This window comes from Bacillus sp. ChL18, from assembly GCF_026241425.1.
Taxonomy (GTDB): Bacteria; Bacillota; Bacilli; order Bacillales; family Bacillaceae; genus Bacillus; species Bacillus velezensis.
Map to the genome: position 1 here is coordinate 1,632,755 of NZ_JAPHWE010000001.1, position 21,610 is coordinate 1,654,364.

The 21,610-nt window shown below is 43.5% G+C and carries 6 protein-coding genes; 2 read left to right on the forward strand and 4 right to left on the reverse strand.

What is annotated here, in order from left to right; translation table 11 throughout:
- Positions 1-24 precede the first annotated feature (24 nt).
- The 4 genes from OQ477_RS07950 to OQ477_RS07965 all read right to left on the reverse strand — a co-directional run bounded on the left by OQ477_RS07950 (position 25) and on the right by OQ477_RS07965 (position 20,476).
- A complete protein-coding gene (locus OQ477_RS07950) occupies positions 25-4,797 on the reverse strand; it encodes a type I polyketide synthase (RefSeq protein ID WP_265972012.1) in 4,773 nt (1,590 codons plus the stop codon).
- On the reverse strand, positions 4,797-17,054 hold the full coding sequence (locus OQ477_RS07955) for an SDR family NAD(P)-dependent oxidoreductase (protein ID WP_265972013.1): 12,258 nt from the start codon (positions 17,052-17,054) through the stop codon (positions 4,797-4,799). Before OQ477_RS07955 ends, OQ477_RS07950 begins: the two co-directional genes overlap by 1 nt.
- A 21-nt stretch (positions 17,055-17,075) precedes the next feature.
- Positions 17,076-19,382, reverse strand: a complete 2,307-nt coding sequence (gene fabD, locus OQ477_RS07960; RefSeq protein ID WP_265972014.1) for an ACP S-malonyltransferase — start codon at positions 19,380-19,382, stop codon at positions 17,076-17,078.
- Positions 19,383-19,837: 455 nt separating this feature from the next.
- Entirely contained in the window at positions 19,838-20,476 is a 639-nt protein-coding gene (locus tag OQ477_RS07965) for a YkyA family protein (protein WP_265972428.1), read from the reverse strand.
- Positions 20,477-20,722: 246 nt separating this feature from the next.
- Between OQ477_RS07965 and OQ477_RS07970 the strand changes: the two genes are divergently transcribed.
- Both OQ477_RS07970 and def read left to right on the forward strand, forming a co-directional pair.
- The gene (locus OQ477_RS07970) at positions 20,723-20,914 is read left to right on the forward strand and encodes a YjcZ family sporulation protein (RefSeq protein ID WP_265972015.1); all 192 of its coding nucleotides are present in this window, start codon (positions 20,723-20,725) and stop codon (positions 20,912-20,914) included.
- Between the two features lie 112 nt (positions 20,915-21,026).
- Positions 21,027-21,581, forward strand: coding sequence for a peptide deformylase (def, locus tag OQ477_RS07975; protein ID WP_003154544.1), 555 nt, complete (start codon positions 21,027-21,029; stop codon positions 21,579-21,581).
- Positions 21,582-21,610: the final 29 nt, after the last annotated feature.

Here is a 21,610-nt window from a genome sequence, read left to right on the forward strand (position 1 = left end):
ATGGCACTGCCGCAAAATGATAAACTAATCCTGCATACGCTCCAGCGCATAATCTGCTTCCTCCGCAGTCAGTTCGCCCGCTTTTAATTGTCTGAGAAGCTCTTTTACTCTCTCGTTCTTTCCATTGGAATCCGCTGTTGCACGATTCTGTGCCTCCGCGGAAAACGTTTCTTTTTTACGAATGGTTACATCCTTTAAACCTGCAAGTCTCTCTCCGTGTTCATTAAGCAGCTGAATATCGTAAATAAGCTCGGATTGACCTTTTTGGCCTGTTTTACGCGCATAAGCCCAGCATTCTGCTGAAACTTTTTTCCGAATCGTAATCTCTCCTATTGAAAAAGGAACATAAACAGTTGCCTCTTCTCTTCCGTCCGTAATGCCGAACAAAGATTGCAGAGCCCCATCAATTAAAGACGGATGCAATGTATAATTTTCAAGAGCATATGAGGCTTCTTTTGGCAGCAATAAGTGTGCAACCGCTTCCGTTTCGCCGCCCCATAAACGTTGAATCGGCTGAAAAGCGCGCCCATACAGGAACCCGTTTTCCCGAAAATACTCGTAACATTCATCTTGTTCACGGACAAAAGCACTTCTGTTTATCATCTCTTCTCTGTCGATGTTCTCTATATCATCATCACTGTAATGATGATCATAATCTAATTCCCCCGTCACAAATCCAGTCCTTACAGCAGCATCCTCGTCAGGTGACATGTTAAATAATATGCTGCCGTCTTTTACGGAAATATGAGTGTAAATGGTCAGGCTCTCTTGCAAAAGCATGGCCGGTCTGGCAAATATCACGTTTTTTAAACGAGTGACCTTTTTCTTTCGATATGACCGCGTTCCCGCTGCGCATGCCATTTCAAGAAAAGCAGCTGCCGGGAGAATGCTCTTGTTTTTTACAATGTGGTCTTTTAACCAAATCTCTTTGTCTCTTAATGTCGTTTTAAAAAACTGCTGTTCCAGAGTAGATTCATTCGAATCCAGAAGCGGGTGCAGTGAAGACTGCTGCGGCAATATTTCCGGAAATACTGCACTTTGGCTTCCAGGCACCCAGTAAGACTCCTCAGCAAATGGATATAAAGGAAGCTTGACCTTTTGCGGGGTATATTCTTCATATAACTCTCTCCATTGAATATCAGCCCCGAAAGACCATAATTTTGCAAGAAGATTCAAGTCCTTTGTCTCCATCATCGCCTCGAGGAATTTATCTTTCACCTTTTGATCATGAAAGATAAAGACTTTATCAAAATCTTTCGTAACATTGCCTTTGTATACGCCCTCTCCAATTGTTCCTTCAGTACAGAAAGTTCTCAGCTTCTCCTTAAGTTCCGGCAAATCAGAAGCTACAACAGCAAGTCTGTCTTCCATCGGTTCCCTGCATGTCTGCAATGTAAAAGCGATATCAGCTGCCGAGGCCTTTGTCTCCCGCTCTGTGAATTGCAGAAGGCGCCGGGCGTATTCTTTCAGTCTGTCTTCATTTTTGGCAGAGAGAACTGCGGCAAACGGACCGCTTATTGTTTGTGTGTCCGCATGGTTTTGATATTCTTCCACAATGACATGGGCATTTGCTCCTCCCGCTCCGAACGAACTGATTGCTGCTCTCCTGTTGGAGGCGCCTGATTCTTTCCGCCACTCTTCTTCTTTCTGCTGAACGTAAAAAGGCGTCTTTTCAAATCGGATATTTTGGTTCAGCTGTTCCGAGTGAATGGATGGCGCCAATTTCTGGTGCTTAAATTGTAAAAGAACTTTTGTAAGGGCTGCTATACCTGCGGCAGACTCCAAATGTCCGATATTAGACTTCACTGAACCTATGGCACAAAATTGTTTATCGTCCGTAAATTTCTCAAAAGCTTTTGTCAATCCTGCGATCTCAATCGGATCTCCGAGCGAAGTACCCGTTCCGTGTGCTTCCAAGTAGCTGACTGATCGCGGACTGATGCCCGATTTCTTGAAATTTTCAGCAATCAGCTCAGCTTGTGCATTCGGATTCGGAACCGTAAATCCATTGGTTTTTCCGCCATGATTTACAGATGTTCCTTTAATCACTCCGTATATATGATCCTGATCAGCAATTGCTTTTTCCAGAGGTTTCAACAGGACGGCTCCCGAACCTTCTCCCGGGACATAGCCGTCTCCGCCCTCTCCGAAACTTCTGCACAATCCTTCGGTGGAAACAAAATTACCTTGACTCAGCCAAAGGTATTTGCTGGGGTGTATGGACACATTAACGCCGCCCGCAAGCGCAATTTCACTTTCCCCTCTTTTAATGCTCTCACATGCCAAGTGAATGGCCGTCAGCGATGATGAACACATCGTATCCAGTGCAATGCTCGGGCCGGAGAGATTAAAAAAGTATGAAACCCTGTTCGCAATAGATGAAAAGAAGGAACTGAGCGCAATCGGATTGCCCCGCGCAGTTTCTTCTGCGCCGAATAATTGATATTGTCCGTACATGGCTCCGACAAACACACCGGCTTTCATACCGTTAAGCTTCTCTTTTGTATATCCTGAATCTTCAAACGTATGCCAGGAGGTTTCGAGAAAAATTCGCTCCTGAGGGTCCATCAGCTCAGCTTCTTTATGAGAAATATGGAAAAACAGCGGATCGAATTGATCAACACCGCTGATAAAACCGCCCCACTTACTGTTGATTTTCCCCTTCTCCATTCTGTCGGGGCTGTAAATCGATCTGAAATCCCAACGTTCCTCGGGGATTTCAATAATACAGTTTTTCCCTCCGGCAATGTTTTCCCAGAACTCCTCAAGAGTATCGGAATTCGGATATCTTCCGCTCACACCGATAATGGCAATATCCTCACCCGGCTGAACCATGCTCGGTGCAGGTGTATCCTTCTGCTGCCGGTGCTGTTTTTTACTCGGATTTTCTCCTTTCTTCTGCACTCTTGTTACCGGAGCTGCCCCTGCGGCCTTAAGCACTTTTTCTTTAAAAGATGTTAGGAAGAAGTTTGAAAGCTCTTCAATGTTCTGATATTCAAAAAAGATTGTTTTTGGAAGATCCCCGAAAGTATCTTCAAGCTTTGAAATAAGTGACATGATCATAAGTGAGTTGATTCCGAATTTCTCAAAAGAGTCTTTCGCATTTATTTTATGAGCTTGGATTTTCAAGACACCGCTGATGATCTTGATTAAATAGTCATTGACTTTTTCTTTCGCAGCATATTCCTCTTCTTCATCGTGTTCCGCCGTGAGTGTATCTTGATCTGCTGCAGCTGTGTTTCTTTGAATCGAAAGCGCTTTTATCATTTTATCCCGCTCTCCTTCTGCAGGCATTAAGCTGGTAAATGAAGACCGCAGCATTTTCAGAAACGCTTCCAGAACAGAGGAAGTTCGCATCGGCGTCATTCCGTATTTTTCTTTTATTTGGTTGATTCCATTGCTGTCGAGACTCATCCCGCCATCTTTCAATAACGGCCAATTGATTGAAAGGGTTTTTCCGTTTCGGGAGAGCTGAGATCGAAGCATTGCAAAACTGTCCATAAAATGATTTGCGTACGCATAGTCACTTTGGCCGGCATTTCCGTAAGCGGAAAAAGAAGAAAAGAGAACAAAAAAATCAAGATCTTCGTCTTTTGTCAGCTCATCCAGCCAGATTGTCCCGTAAACTTTCGGTTTCAGTACGTCCGTAAAATCACTGAGACTTTTATTTACAAGAAATGAGTCACGAAGGATGCCGGCAGCATGAATGATCCCGTTTATGCTGCCGTACCGCTGTTTAACGCCGAAAATGAATCGCTCTGCCTCTGTTCGATCTGTTATGTCCGTCCGCTGATATTCAACAATAGAGCCGCTCTCATTAAGCTTACTGATCCGTTCTTTTTGATCAGCTGTTAAAAAAGAACGGCCTGTAAGTATAATCACGGCTTGGTTTTCATTAGCGATGTGTTCCGCAAACAGCAGCCCGAGTTTCCCCGCTCCTCCGGTAATGATATATATGCCGCCTTTTTGATACGTTACAGATCCTTTATTGTGTTCCGGAATATCAATATGCTGCAGCCCTTTCACAAAACGGGTATGTGAGTCTATTAAAATCTCACATTCATCCGTTTGAAAGCGCTGCATTTCACTGATTACAGCATCCCATATCTCGGAAACCGGAGGATTTATGTCAGAATGCTCATGGCGAATCTGTATGGTTTTCGCTTTAAGCTTGGAGCTTTCCATGTTTACCGTTTTCATGAAACCTCCGACAGCTTCATGAAACGGCTGATTCAGACCCCTTGTCCAATAAATATGCAATAACGTAACAGGTTCGTTTCTCCGCATTAAAGCTTTTGATAATAAAAAGAGCGAGTTTATCCCTCTGCAAAGAGTTTCATTAACGGATTCTTCAGTGAATTCTCTGATTTCTCCGTTCCATAAATAAAGCACGACATCAGGTGTAAATCCGTTTTCAGCCAAATCAGACAGCAGCATTTCGACATGACTTACATCAGAAGGATTGATTGTGCATCTATTCCGTTCAATTCTATAATCAGAATCGGGCGTTACGAGAATGACACGGTTATGATCTCCATTCATCATCTCGGCATGCTGAAAAAGACGGTTATCCTGATCAAAAATCAGCATATTTCCCGGCGCCTGCTGATTCGGCATATCAATGTTATTTGTCCTTACCCAATCGTTCTTGAAAAAAATGGTTGGGGACGGAGCTTGTGATTCCGGCTCCGCCTTTTTTTCCATTTGTTCTTTTCTGTAAGTGCGAATTAGCTCCAGTCCTGCATCAGGAGACATTTGCTGTTCTTCAATTAAGGAAAGTATTTGTTTGATCTGCACTATTTTCCCTCCAGCAGCTGATAAACTTGGTCAGCAGAAAGTTCACCGTTTTTCAATCGTTCTAATAAGAAGAGAATTTCCTGATCTTCATTTTTACGTCCTGCGGTTAATTCTCCCCCGGTCACTTTTCTGACAGAAAAGTCTTTCATGCTCACGGCTATTTCGCCGCTCTCGTTAATAAAATCAATGTTATACGTATAAAAACCGGTTTCTTTCACCGAAACATGGCATCGGGCAGTAAGCGCCCTCTTAATGTGAAGCTCTCTAAGTGAATATGGAACAAATAAGCCCTCTTTCTCATTATCTCTTAACAAAAATGCCGCCGCTTGAAAACCGCCGTCAATTAATGAAGGATGAAGTGTAAAATGTGAAAACCCGTTCGCTAAATGAGCAGGAAGCTCCAATTCTGCCATTAACTCCATATCACCGCGATATACGGCTTTCAATGTTTGAAAACTGCTATGATATGTCAGGCCCATACGGCTGAAGCGGTGATAACACTCTTCCCGGCTTATGACCTGCTCACTGCTGCGTATGAACTGATCAATATCGACATACTCAGGATTGCTGTTTATGTCTCCGAATACTGTTTCACTTTGTGTGCAGATTTGCTGCACGCCATCCGGACCCTCTTTACATATCGTTACGTTCAACTTATCTTGTTTCATTTCCAAGTCGGTATAAATGTGCAGCGTTTTTCCTTTATATAATATAGGTCTGTTCCACATCACGTCTTTTATTTTATATACTTTACTTTCTCCGCTTATTTCCGCACAAACAAGAGCCATTTCAAGCGAAGCGGCTCCTGGCAGCACATAGTCTCCTGAAACAAGATGATCAGTGACGAAAAATTCAGTTCCGGAAATAACAGTTTTAAATGCTTGTTTCTTTAATGTTGAGACATTCTCGCTGATTAATGGGTGAAGACTTTTGCTATTAACCTCGCTTTTGTTCTTTTTCGGGGTGAACCAATAACTCTCTTTTGCAAACGGATAAGTTGGCAGCGGCACTCTATTCAATTTCTTATTGCCGATTGTCTTCCATTCAAACTCGGCTCCATTGGCCCACCATTGTGCGAGCAGCTCCTCTTTTCCGCTTTGAAGAGCCTCCTGAATCATATATTCAGAAACAGCTGTGCGCTCTTCAGTGTTTTCGCTTATAAATACGCCTTTTTGCACCTTGCTGTCATCAAGAAAGCTGACGTATTTATCTCTCAGCTCAGTCAGACTCGCTGCACATACGGCAATTCTTTCGTTCATTGCTTCCCGACCGTTTTGCAATGTAAATTCCATGTCACTGGCATTAACGGTCATGTCACCTGCAATCACGCGATCCAAGTACTGAACCATAAGCCGGATATACTCAAGTAATTGATCTTTGGTTTTCGCAGATAAAACAAAAATATGTGTGTTACCGTTGTTTTCCGGCACTTCTTTTTGAGGTTCCCTATATTCCTCTAAAACAATATGCGCGTTCACACCGCCGAATCCGAATGAGCTGACACCTGCTCTCCTCGGCAGATCGTTGTTCTCTTCATCTTTTATCGGATTCCACTTTTGAGCGGTTTCTGTGATATAAAATGGCGTATTTTCCAGTTTGATGTATGGATTGAGTTCTGAAAAATGGGCGAGTCCCGGAAGTTTGCGATATTTAAAAGCCAGTAACACTTTCAGCACGCCGGCTATTCCGGCAGCGGTTTCGAGATGGCCGATGTTTGTTTTCACAGACCCGATTCCGCAGCATTTCTGTTTCGCAAAAGGAATGTCCCATTCTTGATATAACGTTTTAAATGCCTTTATGATGCTGTTCACTTCAATCGGATCGCCAAGACTTGTCCCTGTGCCATGCGCTTCTATATATCCCGCAGTGGCAGGGCTGACCCCCGCCTTCCGCCAAGCTTCGGTTAATAAGTCCGCCTGTGCGTTCGGATTCGGAGCTGTCAAAGAATTGGCGCGGCCGCCGTGATTTACAGCTGACCCTTTAATCAAACCATATATATGATCACCGTCTGCCTGTGCTTTGCTGAGCGGCTTGAGCAATACTGCAGCCGCCCCTTCACTCCTTACATAGCCGTCAGCGCTTTTATCAAACGTTTTGCACTTTCCGTCTTTGGAAAGCATACCTGCTTTATCAAAAGCTATAAACAGAGTAGGGCTTGTCATAATATGCACTCCGCCTGCAATCGCCATTTCAAAATCGCCTCTTTGAATCCCCTCAGCCGCACGATGAAGCGCAACTAACGAACTTGAACAGGCAGTGTCAATCGGTTCGCTCGGACCCGTCAGGTTCAGCTGGTAAGAAATACGATTTGCCAATATACAATGATTTAAACCGGTTGCGGTCTGCGCCTGAACAGAGACGCCATTTTCATTCAGACATTCAGCATAATCCGTTGTGGCGACCCCTGCAAACACCGCGGTTTTCGTCCCTGCCAAATCAGAAGGCTTATAGCCCGCATCTTCTATTGTTTTCCATACAGTCTCCATAAAAATTCTTTGCTGGGGATCCATTAATTCTGCTTCGGCGGGAGAAATCCCGAAAAACAACGGATCAAAACTGTCCGCGCCTTTGATAAATCCGCCTTTTTTTATTTTTGTTCTATTGACGTCCCTGATCGGATCGCCGTCAAACTCTTTCCAGTTCCAACGGTCTTCAGGAATGTCTGTAATCATATCCCGGCCTTTTTCAATTCCTTCCCAAAAGTCTTCCAGCGTATCTGTTTGGGGGAAACGGCCGCTTATTCCCACTATTGCCACCGGCTCATTTATATGTCTTTCCTCTTGCCTGGTTTTATTTTCAGGCTCAGGGGAATGTTCATAAGATTCCGGCGGAGGCGTGCTGTACAATGTTTTTTCGTCAGCTGCAGAAAAAGATTCTGTCTCAGCAAAAAGGATTTCTCCGTATTGCTCGATTACATAATCAGTCATTTCAGCCAGTGAATTGCATTCAAAGAAAATGGACGGCAATAATTCCGTACCATATTGTTGATTGATTTCATTTCCGAGTCTGGTAAACGTAATAGAATCAAATCCGTACTCGCCGAATGAAGTCTCTTCTTCTATTTCCTTTCTGTCAATCTTCAAAATACTTGACATCATCTTTGCAATGCCCTCAATCAGATTTTCTCTCCGGTCTTTCGCCGCAGATTCATCTGAAGAAAAAGAGCCGCAGAGATGAAGCTCCTCGGAATACTCACTCTTTAAAAACTCAAGAAGTTCATTAAAATCAGTAAGACCGAAAAAATCTGACGGCATCATTGATATTCCTAATGACTCGTTTAATTCGTTGCCCAGCATTGTAAACATAATTGAATCAAATCCGTATTCACTTATCGGCAGTTCAAAATCAAATTCCCGTTCTTCAATTTTTAATACGCCGGTGATGATGCGCGTCAAAGTGCTTTTTAAAGATTCAGTTATTGACAGCTCTTTCAGTTCTTGATTTTCGTCGGCGATTGCCGGGTCACTTTTTCCGCTGTCAATCGTTATCATTCGTTCCAGCTTTAATTCATTACCGCTAAATACCATTATTTGATGTTCACACCCTGTCATTGCTTGATCAAATGCTGCAAGGCCTTCCCGTTTTCCCAGAGGCAGCATTCCGAAACGGTCATAAAGGAACTTCTCTGAATGAATATCAATTTGCATACCGCCTTCTTTCCATAAAGGCCAATTAATCGAGACTGTTTTTCCAGGTTTATTTTCCGCCGCTCTCGTTTCCGCAAAATAATCCATAAACCGGTTTGCATAAGCATAATCGGTTTGTCCCGCGTTCCCGATTATTGCGCTGATAGATGAAAACATTACAAAAAAGTCCAGAGGTTCTCTGTCTGTATACCGGTCAAGCCATATCGTTCCGTAAACCTTGCTGGCCAAGACTGAATCGAGATCCTCTTCACGCTTATTGATGAGTAATGAATCTTTTATCACACCGGCGCTGTGAATAATTCCTTTAACAGGACCTAATTTGTTTTTGACGAGGTTTATCAGGTTATTGACATTTTCCTTATCAGAAATATCGGTTCTTACATAAAAAACCTCTGATCCATTTTTTTCGAGCTCTTTTACATTGCTTATGGCTTCCTCAGAAAGCTCTGACCTGCCGATAAGGACAAGTTTTATTCTCCCTTTTCGCACAAGATGTCTGGCGAAAATCAGTCCCAGACCGCCCGTTCCTCCTGTAATGAGGTAAACTCCCCCTTCTTTTACTTCCATCTTTTTGGGAGGCTCGGCACTTTCAATTTCTGCAGAGTGTTTGACCTGCCTGATTCCATCTCTGTATCTGATTTCTGAAGTATCATCGCTGATGATTGTTTCTTTCACAAGGTTTTTTAATTCAGGCAGACCGCCGTTCAGCTGTAACTGAATTTCGTCGCTGTGTATTTCAATATTTTTACCGGACAACATTGGATGTTCTAAATGAAGCGACCTAAAAAAGCCGCTGATTGCCATTTGATAAGGTAAGATTTGATTTTCCCTTGTGAAAAACACATGTGATATCAGGATTTTATGTCTTGGGATTGTTGCTAGCAGAGCTTTCGTTACATTGAAAACCGGCAAAACAGCCTCTTCCAGCTTTTCATGAATGTTCTGCTCAATTCCCGTTTTTGGGCTCATCCCGATTAAAATGACGCGGTCAATTGTCACTTGTCTTTCTTTAAGAATCGCCAGCAATTTCTGATAGCCTTCAAGTTTGACGCTGTTCAATTCAAAGGAATCAGCTTCTTTTTCTTGAAAACTGCCGCCATGGCGGACAAATATCATGTTCAAGCCGATATCTTTATATGCCTGGCGGATCAGCGGTTCTGATATATCCCGACGGAGTGAAATCACAAGGCAGCTGTTTAAACCGCTGGCTTCAGGCTGATGAAGCATAGGGGCCCGCTTCCACATATCAGTGTAATACTTAACTGAATGCCTCTCATCCTGAGTCTGCGGTGCAGCCCTTAACGCCTTTAACGCTAAGTTTTTTATTTTAAGACTTACAGATCCGTTTTCATCCATAAATAGTATATGAAACCTTTTGACATCATCATGTTGTCTTTCATCGGCAGCTGTAATGTAAGCATAGCCGTTTGCCGAAGGTGCATGAAGAATCTCCAGCTCACCTAATTCAAAAGGCAAATATGCGGTGTGATCCCCTTCTTGACCGGACATAAACCCGGTTGTGGATTGAAAAATGCCATCCAATAAACACGGTTCCAGCAGCGTGCCGGATTTTTTATGAATGCTCTCAGGAAGTGATATTCGTGCAAGAACAGCATTTTCATGGATAAACAGCTGTTTTATTACCTGAAAACTGGCTCCATAGTCCAAACTGCTCTGCCGGAAGGCCCTATAACACTCAGCGCCGCTGATTAATCTTTTCTGGCCGGTTAACCAGCTGTCCAATTGAAAATGCTCTGTATGAGAGGCATCTTTATCTCCGCATGTGATAATGTTTCCTTGGCAATGAACTGCCGCTTCAGGTTGCATATCGGTTTTCACCACAAATCTGCCGTCTTTTTGATTCGGCAGCAGATCTATCATTATCGTCTTTTCTTTTTCAACGGTTATCGGAACCGGCCATACAACCTGACTCAGTTTTATGACTGATTTTCCGTACAGCCTCTCTCCCGCTTCTCTGGCCGCTTCGATGATTGCCGCTCCGGGCAGAACCATATTCCCATGCACAACATGATCTTTTAAATAATATTCAGAATCAGAAAGCGTTTTATAAAATCGGCACTCACCTGCAGAAAAATCAAATAAAGGAGCTGTACCGGCTGCTGATTTTGTTTGCGCCTTATTTGACACCCACAGTCTGTTTTTTAAGAAAGGGTAAGTCGGCAGCGCAATTTTCGCCGGTTTTCTGCCGGTGCGGAAATCTTCCCAGCTTAAATTCCCTCCTGATACCCAGAATTCAGCCATTTCGGCTAATGTGGTTCTGCCGGATTTGAGCGGAGAATCCGATTGCTGCTGTCTGCGTTTATGATTCGGTTTTTTCCCTCTAAATATTTCGTGATCGTCAATTCCATTATAAAAGTGATTTAATTTCAACATCAGATCATCGATATTATTTGAAATGACAGCAAGCCTTTCCGGCATGGCTTCGCGCCCTTCAAGAAGGGTATACGCAATATCAGAAAGGTGAAGCGGCTTGTTTGTTCCCGCTTGCTGCAAAAACTCGTCCTGCTTATGACGGGCCTTTTGAAGATATTCCTCCAGCTGTTTTGCTGATTCCCGTAAACTCAGTGAATGCTTGGCTGAGAGTACGATAAGTTCCTCACTTTCCTCACAATCCGTATGACAGTCAGCAGCAGACTCATACTCTTCCACAAGGATATGAGCATTTGCCCCGCCCGCTCCGAAAGAACTTAAGCCCGCGCGCCGCGGATATTTGCTGTCAGAATGTTTTTCATTCGCGGGTTTTATCCAGTCGGCGGTTTCCTGCTGAAGACAAAAAGGTGTCTCTTCCAGATAAAGATCCGGATGCACCCGTTCAGCATGCAGTGTTGCGGCTATTTTTTTATACTTCATTTGTAAGATAATCTTTGTCAGGCCGGCAATACCCGCAGCCGCTTCGAGATGACCGATGTTAGATTTAATCGATCCGAGAGAGCAATATGAAACATCTTCGGTATAAGCTCTAAACGCCTTGGTCAGGCCTCGGACTTCAATCGGGTCACCCAGCGGCGTTCCCGTGCCGTGGGCTTCAATAAAGCTGACACTTCTGGCGCTCCAACCGGCCGCTTTAAGAGCTCCTTGAATTAAATCCGCCTGTGCGGCAGGATTAGGCACCGTATAGCCATTCGTCTTACCGCCATGATTAATTGCCGTTCCTTTAATGACGGCGTACACAGTATCATTATCACGTACGGCATCTTTAAGCGGTTTAAGAATAACGGCCCCGACACCTTCCCCGGGTACGAAACCGTCGCCGCCTTCTCCAAAACTTCTGCATTTTCCCGATTTTGAAAGCATCCCCATCTGACATCGGTATAAATAGTCAGAAGGATGAAGATACAAATTTACTCCTCCCGCAACCGCAACCGAGCACTCACCCTTTGTTAAACTTTGGCAAGCCATGTGAATTGCCGTTAAGGATGAAGAGCAAGCCGTATCTACAGGGACACTGGGACCCGTAAAGTCAAATGTGTAAGACACTCTGTTCGCGAGAGACCATGGGAACGAATTTGGAAGTACATCGTTTTTATCCGTCGGTATTCTTTCGCCGAGCAGCTTGTAAGAATTGGTTGTCACTCCCGCAAATACACCGACATGTTTTTCGGTCTGCTTTCTCAACCCTTCAATGGTATATCCCGAATCTTCAAATGCTTTCCACACGGTTTCGAGGAATATTCGTTCCTGAGGATCCATCGCTTCTGCTTCTCTCGGCGATATTTGGAAAAACAAAGAATCAAATGATTCAGCATTCTTTAAAAATCCGCCCCATTTGCAATAAATTTTCCCCTCATGCGCTTTAGCGGGGTCTGGATCATAGTAGGTCTCATAATTCCATCGTTCTTTCGGAATTTCTGTGATTGCGGTTCTCTCTTTTGATAGAAGCTCCCACAATTCTTCGATATTTTCAGCCCCGGGATAACGGCCGCTGATACCGATTACCGCTATCCCGTCAAGATGTTCTTTTTCCTCCGCCGCAGGTGCAGTGATGTTTTGTTCCGGCCTGGCAGGGGTAATGCTCTGAATCTGTTTTCCTTTTTCCTCCCGTGAAAATAAACGCCCCAGCCGATCCGGATATTCCTTTACAAGATGATCTGCTAAATCTCTGATTGTATGAAATTCAAATAAAAGCGTTTTCGAAATTGCTCCCAGTGACTGCTCCAGCTTTGTGTTGCATTGATGAATCATAACCGAATCCATTCCATATTCAGCCAGATGCACATCTTGATCGATCTCTTCCCGTTCTGCACCGATCTCAGAGGAGATGATATTGGTTAAAAACAAAACTGTCTGATCCAAAATATCGCCTTGAGCCAAAGGAATGGCACTGCCTGTCTCTGTTTCGTCCGTCAAAAATCTCTGCCGCATAAATTGTTCAAAGCGCTCATGATCACCGCAGACTGCAATATTATGCAGCTGACCCGAAGTCACAATCCGCGAAAACCATTGCGTTCCGTCTTCAGCAGGAAGTTCTTCGAGCCCGGAACCATGAAAAAGAGACGTCCGCCCTTGACCTGACAGGTTCGCCCCCATTCCGATGTCTTTCCATAAAGGCCAATTGATTGTCAGCGTGCGGCCGCTGCGCAGAGAATTTTGCCGTTTCTGTTCCCGATATTCGGCAAAATGATCTAAAAAGCCGTTTGCATATGCATAATCACACTGGCCTTCGTTCCCTGCAATAGAGACGACTGAAGAAAAAACGGCGAAAAAATCCAATTCCAGCGACTTCGTTGCATGATCAAGATTCAATGCGCCATGAACTTTTGGAGCAATCACCTCTGAAAGTTCCTGCTTTGTTTTTCGAAAAAGCAGCGAGTCTCTGATAACTCCTGCACAATGAATGACGCCATGAAGACCTGCATGCTGATCGGTAATACCGTCAATCATTTTTTTTACCGCTTCTTTATCGGATATATTCGCCTGTATATAATAAACCTTTGCTTTAAAGCTGTTCAGGTATTCTAAATGTTTCTGCTTATCTCCGTTTAAAGCAGATCGCCCCGATAGAATAATGGTGGATCTTTCAGTTTTCGCGCAATATTCAGCGACTTTACTGCCAATCCCCCCAAATCCCCCTGTAATTAAATACACTTTATCTTTTTCAGGGTATTGAATGGCCTTTCTGTTTGTTTCTCTCTGCTTCTCTAACATCCGTGCATATCTTACGCAGCCTCTGTAAGTGATATGAATATGCCGATCAGGCGCTGTGTTTATTTCTTTATGAAGAATGTCAGCCCTTTCTGAAAATGAAACGGATGCAGAATCATGTTCAAAGCAAACCGTCTTACAAAGCAGCTGCGGATATTCTTGTTTTACCGATTTTAAAAAACCGTTCACGCCTTCAAAATACGGCAATTTTTCTTTTTGATCTGCGCTGAATGTATAAATGAACGTTACTTTGTTTATAAGGTTCTCGCTGATTAAAGCCTTAGTCAGATAAAACACGGAATAAATTCCTGATTCGAGTGTTTCTTCCAGTTCAGGCTGTTTTTCAGACCACGTATGCAAAATTGCATCAGGCGCTGCGCCTTTTTCCTTTAACAGACGAATGACACTTTGATAATCTTCGGGACGCTGCCTGTTGATTGTGAAAACACTGTCGCTTATCTGCTCTAAACGGTCACCGGGCATAATAAGATATGCGGACGTATTCTCTCTTTTTTTCAGCTCTTCAAAATAGTCTTTGTTACCGGAGAACAACAAAATAGTACAGGCTTGTCCGCTGTCCGCTTCATTCTCAAGTGCGGTTTCTTTCCATACCGGCGTATAAAGTGCCTGATTCTTCTTTTCTGAAAAAGCCGCGTCTGATTTTACCTGCTGAGGGTTTAAAGAAAATTGACAGCGCTCAAATGGATAAGGCGGAAGCGGGGCTTTTCTTTTATGATAGTCACCTAGTTTCGCCCATTCAATCTCTTCTCCTGAAAGCCACATTTGCATAAATGAATGATAAAGAGCCTCATCAGCTGCTTTGTCCGTTTCAAAAGCAGCCGCTTTGTTTAGTTTTGCTGATGGAGGGAGCGATCCGAATTGGAAAACTGAAAAATCAGAAATATCCACATCCGGCTCCGTTCCCTTTTCTTCCGTGTGATGCGGCATATGATCAGCTATCTCCTGAGACACGGCATCCATTTGATTGTATTCTGTCATCAACGGAAAACGAGTCTTATCATAAAAACCTGCCGGCTGCTCATTAATACAAGCAACAGCCTGTTTAATTCCGTCTTGCTTTTTCAATAACATGCTCAGAAAAAGTTCTTTAGACAAGATTCCTTCATCAAGTAAATTTAATATTTCCAGAACATAATCATTATTAAAGAATCCATCATAATCTGTTAAATCCCATCTCTTATACAGTCTTCTCATAGAGGCAAGGATAGCCATGATCGCCGCTTCCTCATCTGCCGGCAATGCATTTCTTTTATCCGCCGTGCGATTCACAATATAAGATAAAATCTCGATTTCCTGAGTCTTCCCCGCTTTATCCCACTCTTCTAAAAACCCTTTAAACGTATATTGGTGCTCAAGAAGCAGCCGTGTTTTCCCGTACAGGCGGTCTGTAAAATCAGCCGGGAAGCTCAGACCGTTCAGCAGCATCCTTACATAATCTTCATTTAATCGAACCGGCGGGTACGTTTTTGAAGTGTACGGATTGACAAATGGAATGGACGGCGGCTCACAGGATATGTGCGAAGGTTTTTCAGCGCCTGTGATTACAGAAATGGCCTTTTCAATTTTGATGATATCCGCTGCTGCAAGAGCGACGTAATATCCGTCTCGGGCGCCTGTAATGAGGCTTGGTTTAAAACCGGATGCCAGGATACTTTTTATGATTTCCGTATTGATAACTAAAGAATACAAGCGGATTTTCTCAGGTGTCCATTTTCTTTTAAATGAACTGTGCAATGTTGGTATATCTTTCAGCACCGACCTTACGTTCTTTTCTAAATCAGGGAATACCCGTTTCAAAACGGCAAATTGTTTATAACTTTCCCATTTGAAGTCACCGATGGCAAGCGCCCATTCAGAATCTTGTTTCCTCCGAAAACTTAATCCCTCTTTAAGCTGATTTTTAAATTCCTCCTTGCTGCCTGCCAATAAACCAGCCCTGTAATCAAACGATGTCCTCCCCGTTAAAAGGGTGCTGCTGATCACTTCATTTGATATTTTGCAAAATTCCTCAGAATCGTCAGCAAAGGTTCTCCAATGATGTATCATTTGTTTCATGCTTTCTTCACTTTTAGCGGAAAAAAGGAAGGGTACCCTTCCTTTTCTGTCAGATTCGTCTTTTGTATGTATAAATTCTTCGATGATGACGTGAGAGTTAACACCTCCAAAACCGAAGGAGCTGATTCCCGCCCTGAGCGGAGCCCCGTCTGCCGCCTTCCAATCACTTGAATCAAGCGCCGGCCTGAACGGTGTTTTTTCAAACTGTATAATTGGATTTACCGTATGTACATTCAGGCTTTTCGGCACCCTCCGGTGTTTCATCATCATTAGAACTTTTATCAATCCGGCCATTCCCGCCGCTGCTTCTGTATGACCGATATTTGTTTTCACACTTCCGATCCTGCAATATTGAGTATCCTCAGTATATTGCCGATACGCTTTTGTCAATGCTTCTATTTCTATCGGATCGCCCAGAGATGTTCCTGTGCCATGTGCTTCTACATAAGAAACCGTCGCAGCATCGACAGCAGCGTTGTGTAAAGCTTCTGAGATGACCCGGCACTGCGCTTCTGCTCTGGGAGCGGTTATGGAACGGGATTTACCGCCATGATTAACAGCTGTCCCTTTTATGATCCCGTATATATGGTGACCGGCTTTTACTGCATCACCAAGGCGCTGCAGCAATACAACGCCTGCCCCTTCTCCGGGAACGTACCCATTCGCCGCTGCGTCAAAAGTTTTACATTTGCCGTCAGGACTCAGCATTCTGGCTTTAGAAAAAGAAATATATTTTCCGGGTTGGAAATTCAAGTTTACTCCCGATGCGATTGCATAATCGCTTTCTTTTGTCCGCAATGACTTAACTGCTTCATGTAAAGCAACAAGCGACGATGCACAAGCGGCATTTACAGACATGCTTTTTCCGGTCAAACCGAATGTGTATGAAAGCCGGTTGGAAAGCATAGCTTCGAAACTTCCTAAACAGGCATAACTGTCGATTTCCGATTCAGCATGACCTGTCTGCCGGTAGTCAGAATTCATAATACCCGCAAAAACAGAAGTGGTTTTACGCTGGAGATCCTGCAAAGAAACCCCGGAATCTTCGATGCACCGCCAAGTTTCTTCTAAAAGGATTCTTTGCTCAGGATCCATGTTTTTCGCTTCCCGGGGAGAGATATTAAAAAACTTATGGTCGAAATGGTCAGCTTTATGAATAAAACCTCCCCACTTGCTGATTGTTTTGTTCGGTATACTGATATCAGCCGAATAATAAAGTTCGGGATCCCACCGTTCAATCGGCACTTCCCGGATGGAATCTTTGCCGCTATTTATGTTTTCCCAGAATTCATGATAATGATCTGCATCGGGGAATCTGCAAGCAACCCCGATTATCGCGATATCCGCATTCTGTTTATTCAAATGAACCATTGGCCTCCACCCGCTCCTTCTTTAGTGTAGAAATAACGTATCCAATCTGCGCCTTAGCAGACTTTCGGTCTCATTCATCAATATTTCACCAATGTCATCGACATGTCTGTTTCTCCATGATTCCAAATCCGTGCCCTTTACCCAATGATTAAAAGCGCCTAAAGACGGGCCGCAATGAACTTGGAAATTCACCTTTTGTTCTTCCTGCCCTTCCAAAGCGAGCAGACATCCTCTTTGCAAATACCACTTAAATAGTAACAGCATCTTATATTTTTGATTGCGCTCAGCTTTTTGGGCCAGGTTCGGCTGTTTTTCTATTATGCTTTCGTAGATTTCATCAAAAGTCTTGTTAAAATAATCATTTTCGAGCTGAATCTTTGTCTTTTCATCTATCTCACTCAAAGACTCATATTGTTGGTAGATTTGAAATAATTTATTTGCCCTGACCGGAAACAGCGTGCCCTTTTTCAGCACCTGAACCTTTGTTCCGAACTCAAACAGAGTCTCCGAAGGCGCATAAGCAGTATCGCATATTCCTGTCTCACTCAGCATTTCTTTAACAAAACCGCTTGTTTCGGCTTCAACTGTACATTGATTAATGGATCCCGTCATAATAAAATCAGCGCCCATTAAAAAAGCAGACGCCGCAGACTCGGGAGTCCCGATTCCTCCCGCAGCCCCGATCCTTATCTTCCTTGCGTATTTGTGTGTTTCCATCATCTCATCCCGCAGGTTAACAAAAAACGGCAGCATCGCCGTCAATGAGCCCTGTTCAGTATTACTTCCGCAATCTGCTTCAATAATGATATCGTCTGCTGCCGGAATACGGCTGAGCCACTCCGCCTGCTCTTCCGTCAGCATACCGTGCTGACACATTCTCTTTACGATACTTTGAGGAGGCGGACTCAGAAATGCGGCCGCAACTTCCGGCCGTGAAACTTTGGCAATGATCCGATTATGAGGTATAACCCTGCCGCTTTTGTCTATCTTCAACTGATGCGCTTTGTAATAAATTAATGGTGCGCTGACGGAAAGATACGAAGACGCTTCTATTACTCGTACGTCATGCTTGATATATAAATCTATCAATTCCTTTTCTCTATCTTGATGATCCGGCTCAAATCGCAGATTCATTCCGTAGGGCTGGCCATTTTTGAGTGTCTCCTTAATAGAAATAAGGGCCTGTTCAATTTCCCTTATAGGTAAACCCGCTGTGCCAAAGAACCCCAGCATTCCTTTCTTCCCGAGGCGTATCAGCATTTCAGCAGAAGAGATCCCTCTATGCATCGCACCTGCCAAATACGCGTATGTCAAACCGTAATCTTCTTTGAAAGATTGATCACCCAATCGGGACACCGGTGAAGCTGCACCGCTCTCTATATTTTCGGCCAAGAGGCTATGCTCTTTCCCGCTTTCCGAATTGTCCTTGTTCCCTTCAGAAAAGAAAAGACTGTCTTCCGGCGCACTGATAGTAAGCGGTTCCTCATCTCTTTGTATGGTGTGAATTAATTTAGTCAGAATGTTGCCGGGACCGATCTCTTCAAACACAGTGACGCCTTGTCCCATTAGATACCTGATGCTTTCAGTCCATTTTACCGAGTTTGTTATTTGTTCAATTAAATTCCGTTTGATATCTTCTTGTTTATAAGGTCTTGCCGTGTAGTTAGAAATGACCGGGAAATTCAATTCAGAAAAATGAAACTCCTCGATAAATTCCGCAAATTCACGCTGTGCACTTTCCATGAAACGAGAATGAAAAGCTCCGCCGACTTGCAATACGATATAAGCTTTCGCCCCTTCTTTTTCAAAAAAAGAGGCTGCCCGCTTTATCTCTTCTGCAGCCCCTGCTATCACAATTTGTGACGATGTATTGTAATTGGCGATATCTATTTGGCCGAATTCATACTTTTGAAGTATTTTTTTTATGTGATGCTCATCCAGTCCGATCACGGCAGCCATTCCGCCCTCGGAAGCCTCACTCATTAACTCGCCTCTTTTAGCAACCAGCCGGAGACCTGTCTCAAAATTAAAAACGCCGGCCGCAAAAAGCGCAGTATATTCACCCAGACTATGTCCTGCAACAGCATCAGGGCGTGTATGACCTTCTTTTAAACCCTTTAAATATTGCAGTGCACTCACTGTATAAATTGCAGGTTGTGTATACTTCGTATCAGTCAGCCTCTCTTTTTCATCTGAAAGGCATAAATCCTTTATGGAGTATCCTAAAATATGATCTGCCTTTTTAATGAGCTCACTGAATTCATCGAATAAGTCTCTGCCCATTCCTTTAAACTGCGCTCCCTGTCCGGGAAAGACGTAAGCAAGCATTTGTTTTCCTCCTGTTCCGAATTTCTGCCGTTTCTTTTCGTTACGATTTTGATTAACTTTTTCACTTCAATTTTAAAATTGTCGTTTACTCTCAGCACCCTTACTTAATAAGCATTACTAAGCAAAATAAAAAAACCTTTATGCCGGATAAAGGTTTAAAAGCAAAAAGCATGTACAAATATCATATTGCCGTAAATATAAATAGATAGAATTTTCTGATAATTAAAATCACATTTTCATTCTGTTTTATATATATCAATATAATAAAAACATTCCAACGTGCCGAAACAACGATTGGTTTTATGTGAATATTTCCCTAAATAAATACTATACCATGATTTACTTGTTGTCAATGGGAAACACACGTATATACCAATTCTTCAGCCGCCTTTTTACAGGCGGCTGAACTCGGTTGTTATCAGTTCATCAGCCCATGCCGATATGCCTTCACTATACTATTTGCGGAATAATAGTTCTTTCTCTTTGTTGTAGTCTTTAGTAAATTGATTGAACTCATCTGCTTGTTTATGCACCTTTTCGTAAACTGAGTTTACTTTGCTGATTTGCTCTTCCAGCTGCGCTAATGTGAGCTTTTTATCTTTAATCAGTTTATAAAGATCCTTATCAAGTGAAATGGCTTTTTCATACTTTTTGTACAAAAGATCATAAGATGCATACCTTTTCCCCATTAAAGCGACAGCATGCCCGGCTTTTTCTTTTACTTTCTTATCCTTTATTTCTTGAGAAGTTTTTTTTGCGGATTCAAACGCTTGTTTTGAATCATCAATACTGTCTTTTTCTGCTTTCAGATGTTTTTTTCGCTGATTTGCATTGCTCAGAGCCTGATCAGACAGTGTGACAATTTTCTGGTAATCATCCATATTCAGTTTAACCGCGCTGTCGTATAGCTGATGCTCTTTTTTCTCCAATTTTTCTAATGTTTTCTGCTCTTTTTGAAACGGTTTTTCCGCTTGAACGGCTTTTTCCATCGAGTCATGAAGCGATTCAACCGGATCTTTTCCCCCGCAGCCGGCAAGCAGCATACTTGCGGCGCCGAGCGCTCCGATTCCTGCTAATACCTTTTTTTGAATCATATTCACTTAAAATCCCCCAATCTTGACAATTTCCACTATAGAAGCCCGAACGCTTTTTGACAATAGCTGAGCTGTAATTGACATGACCGGGTAAAAAGACGCTTACGGTGCTGTTAAAGAATACTTGCATAAAAAATTGAGAAAACAGGGCGGATGACCATACATCTTTTTGGCTTTTACATAGTTTATAGTAGACGCCGGCCCTGCTGACAGAGGGTCAGCGTAATTAAAAGAGGAGGTTTTTTTATGTACGGATATGGATTTGGCGGCGGATTTGGCGGCGGTTGCTGCGGCGGTGGATATGGTTATGGCGGCGGTTATGGCGGCGGTTACGGTTACGGCTGCGGCGGCGGATACGGCCGCACATTCGCATTAATCGTCGTATTGTTTATCTTATTAATCATCGTCGGTGCCGCTTATTTAGGCTGCGGCTGCTGACCTTATACACCATGAACATCGGCCGGCCTGCTATGGCCGGCCAATTGTTTCGTTGCGCCGCGATAAAGAAATTCGCTATAATTTACATATTAAGCTTTAGGAGTGAAGTTTCTTGATTACTATGGAAAATATTGTACGCGACGGACATCCCGCGCTCAGAGAGATCGCTGAAGAAGTTCAGCTTCCCGCTTCTGACGAAGAAAAACAGCATCTTGCTGATATGATTGAGTTTGTGAAAAACAGCCAAAATCCTGAATTAGCCGAGAAATACAAGCTTCGTCCGGGCGTCGGTCTTGCCGCTCCCCAAACAGACGTAAAAAAACGGATGATCGCCGTCCATGCAGAAGATGCGAAAGGCACTTTATACAGCTATGCTCTTTTTAACCCTAAGATCGTCAGCCACTCAGTGGAAAAAAGCTACTTGACGAGCGGAGAAGGCTGCCTGTCGGTAGACGAACCCATTCCCGGCTATGTGCCGCGCTACGCCCGCATCCGCGTAAAGGCGGTGACGCTTGAAGGAGAACAGATTGACATCCGCCTCAAAGGTTTTCCGGCCATCGTGTTTCAGCACGAAATCGATCATCTGAACGGCGTGATGTTTTACGACCATATCGATAAAGAAAATCCGTTCAAAGAACCTGAAAACGCCATTGCCATTGACCGTTAAAAATAACCGGCACTTCCCAAAGTGCCGGT

Bases quoted from the DNA above. Each gene is read 5' to 3' on its own strand.
- OQ477_RS07955 (WP_265972013.1), bottom strand. From the start codon at position 17,054: ATGGTTCATTTGAATAAACAGAATGCGGATATCGCGATAATCGGGGTT.
- fabD (WP_265972014.1), bottom strand. From the start codon at position 19,382: ATGCTTGCTTACGTCTTTCCCGGACAGGGAGCGCAGTTTAAAGGAATG.
- OQ477_RS07965 (WP_265972428.1), bottom strand. From the start codon at position 20,476: ATGATTCAAAAAAAGGTATTAGCAGGAATCGGAGCGCTCGGCGCCGCA.
- OQ477_RS07970 (WP_265972015.1), top strand. From the start codon at position 20,723: ATGTACGGATATGGATTTGGCGGCGGATTTGGCGGCGGTTGCTGCGGC.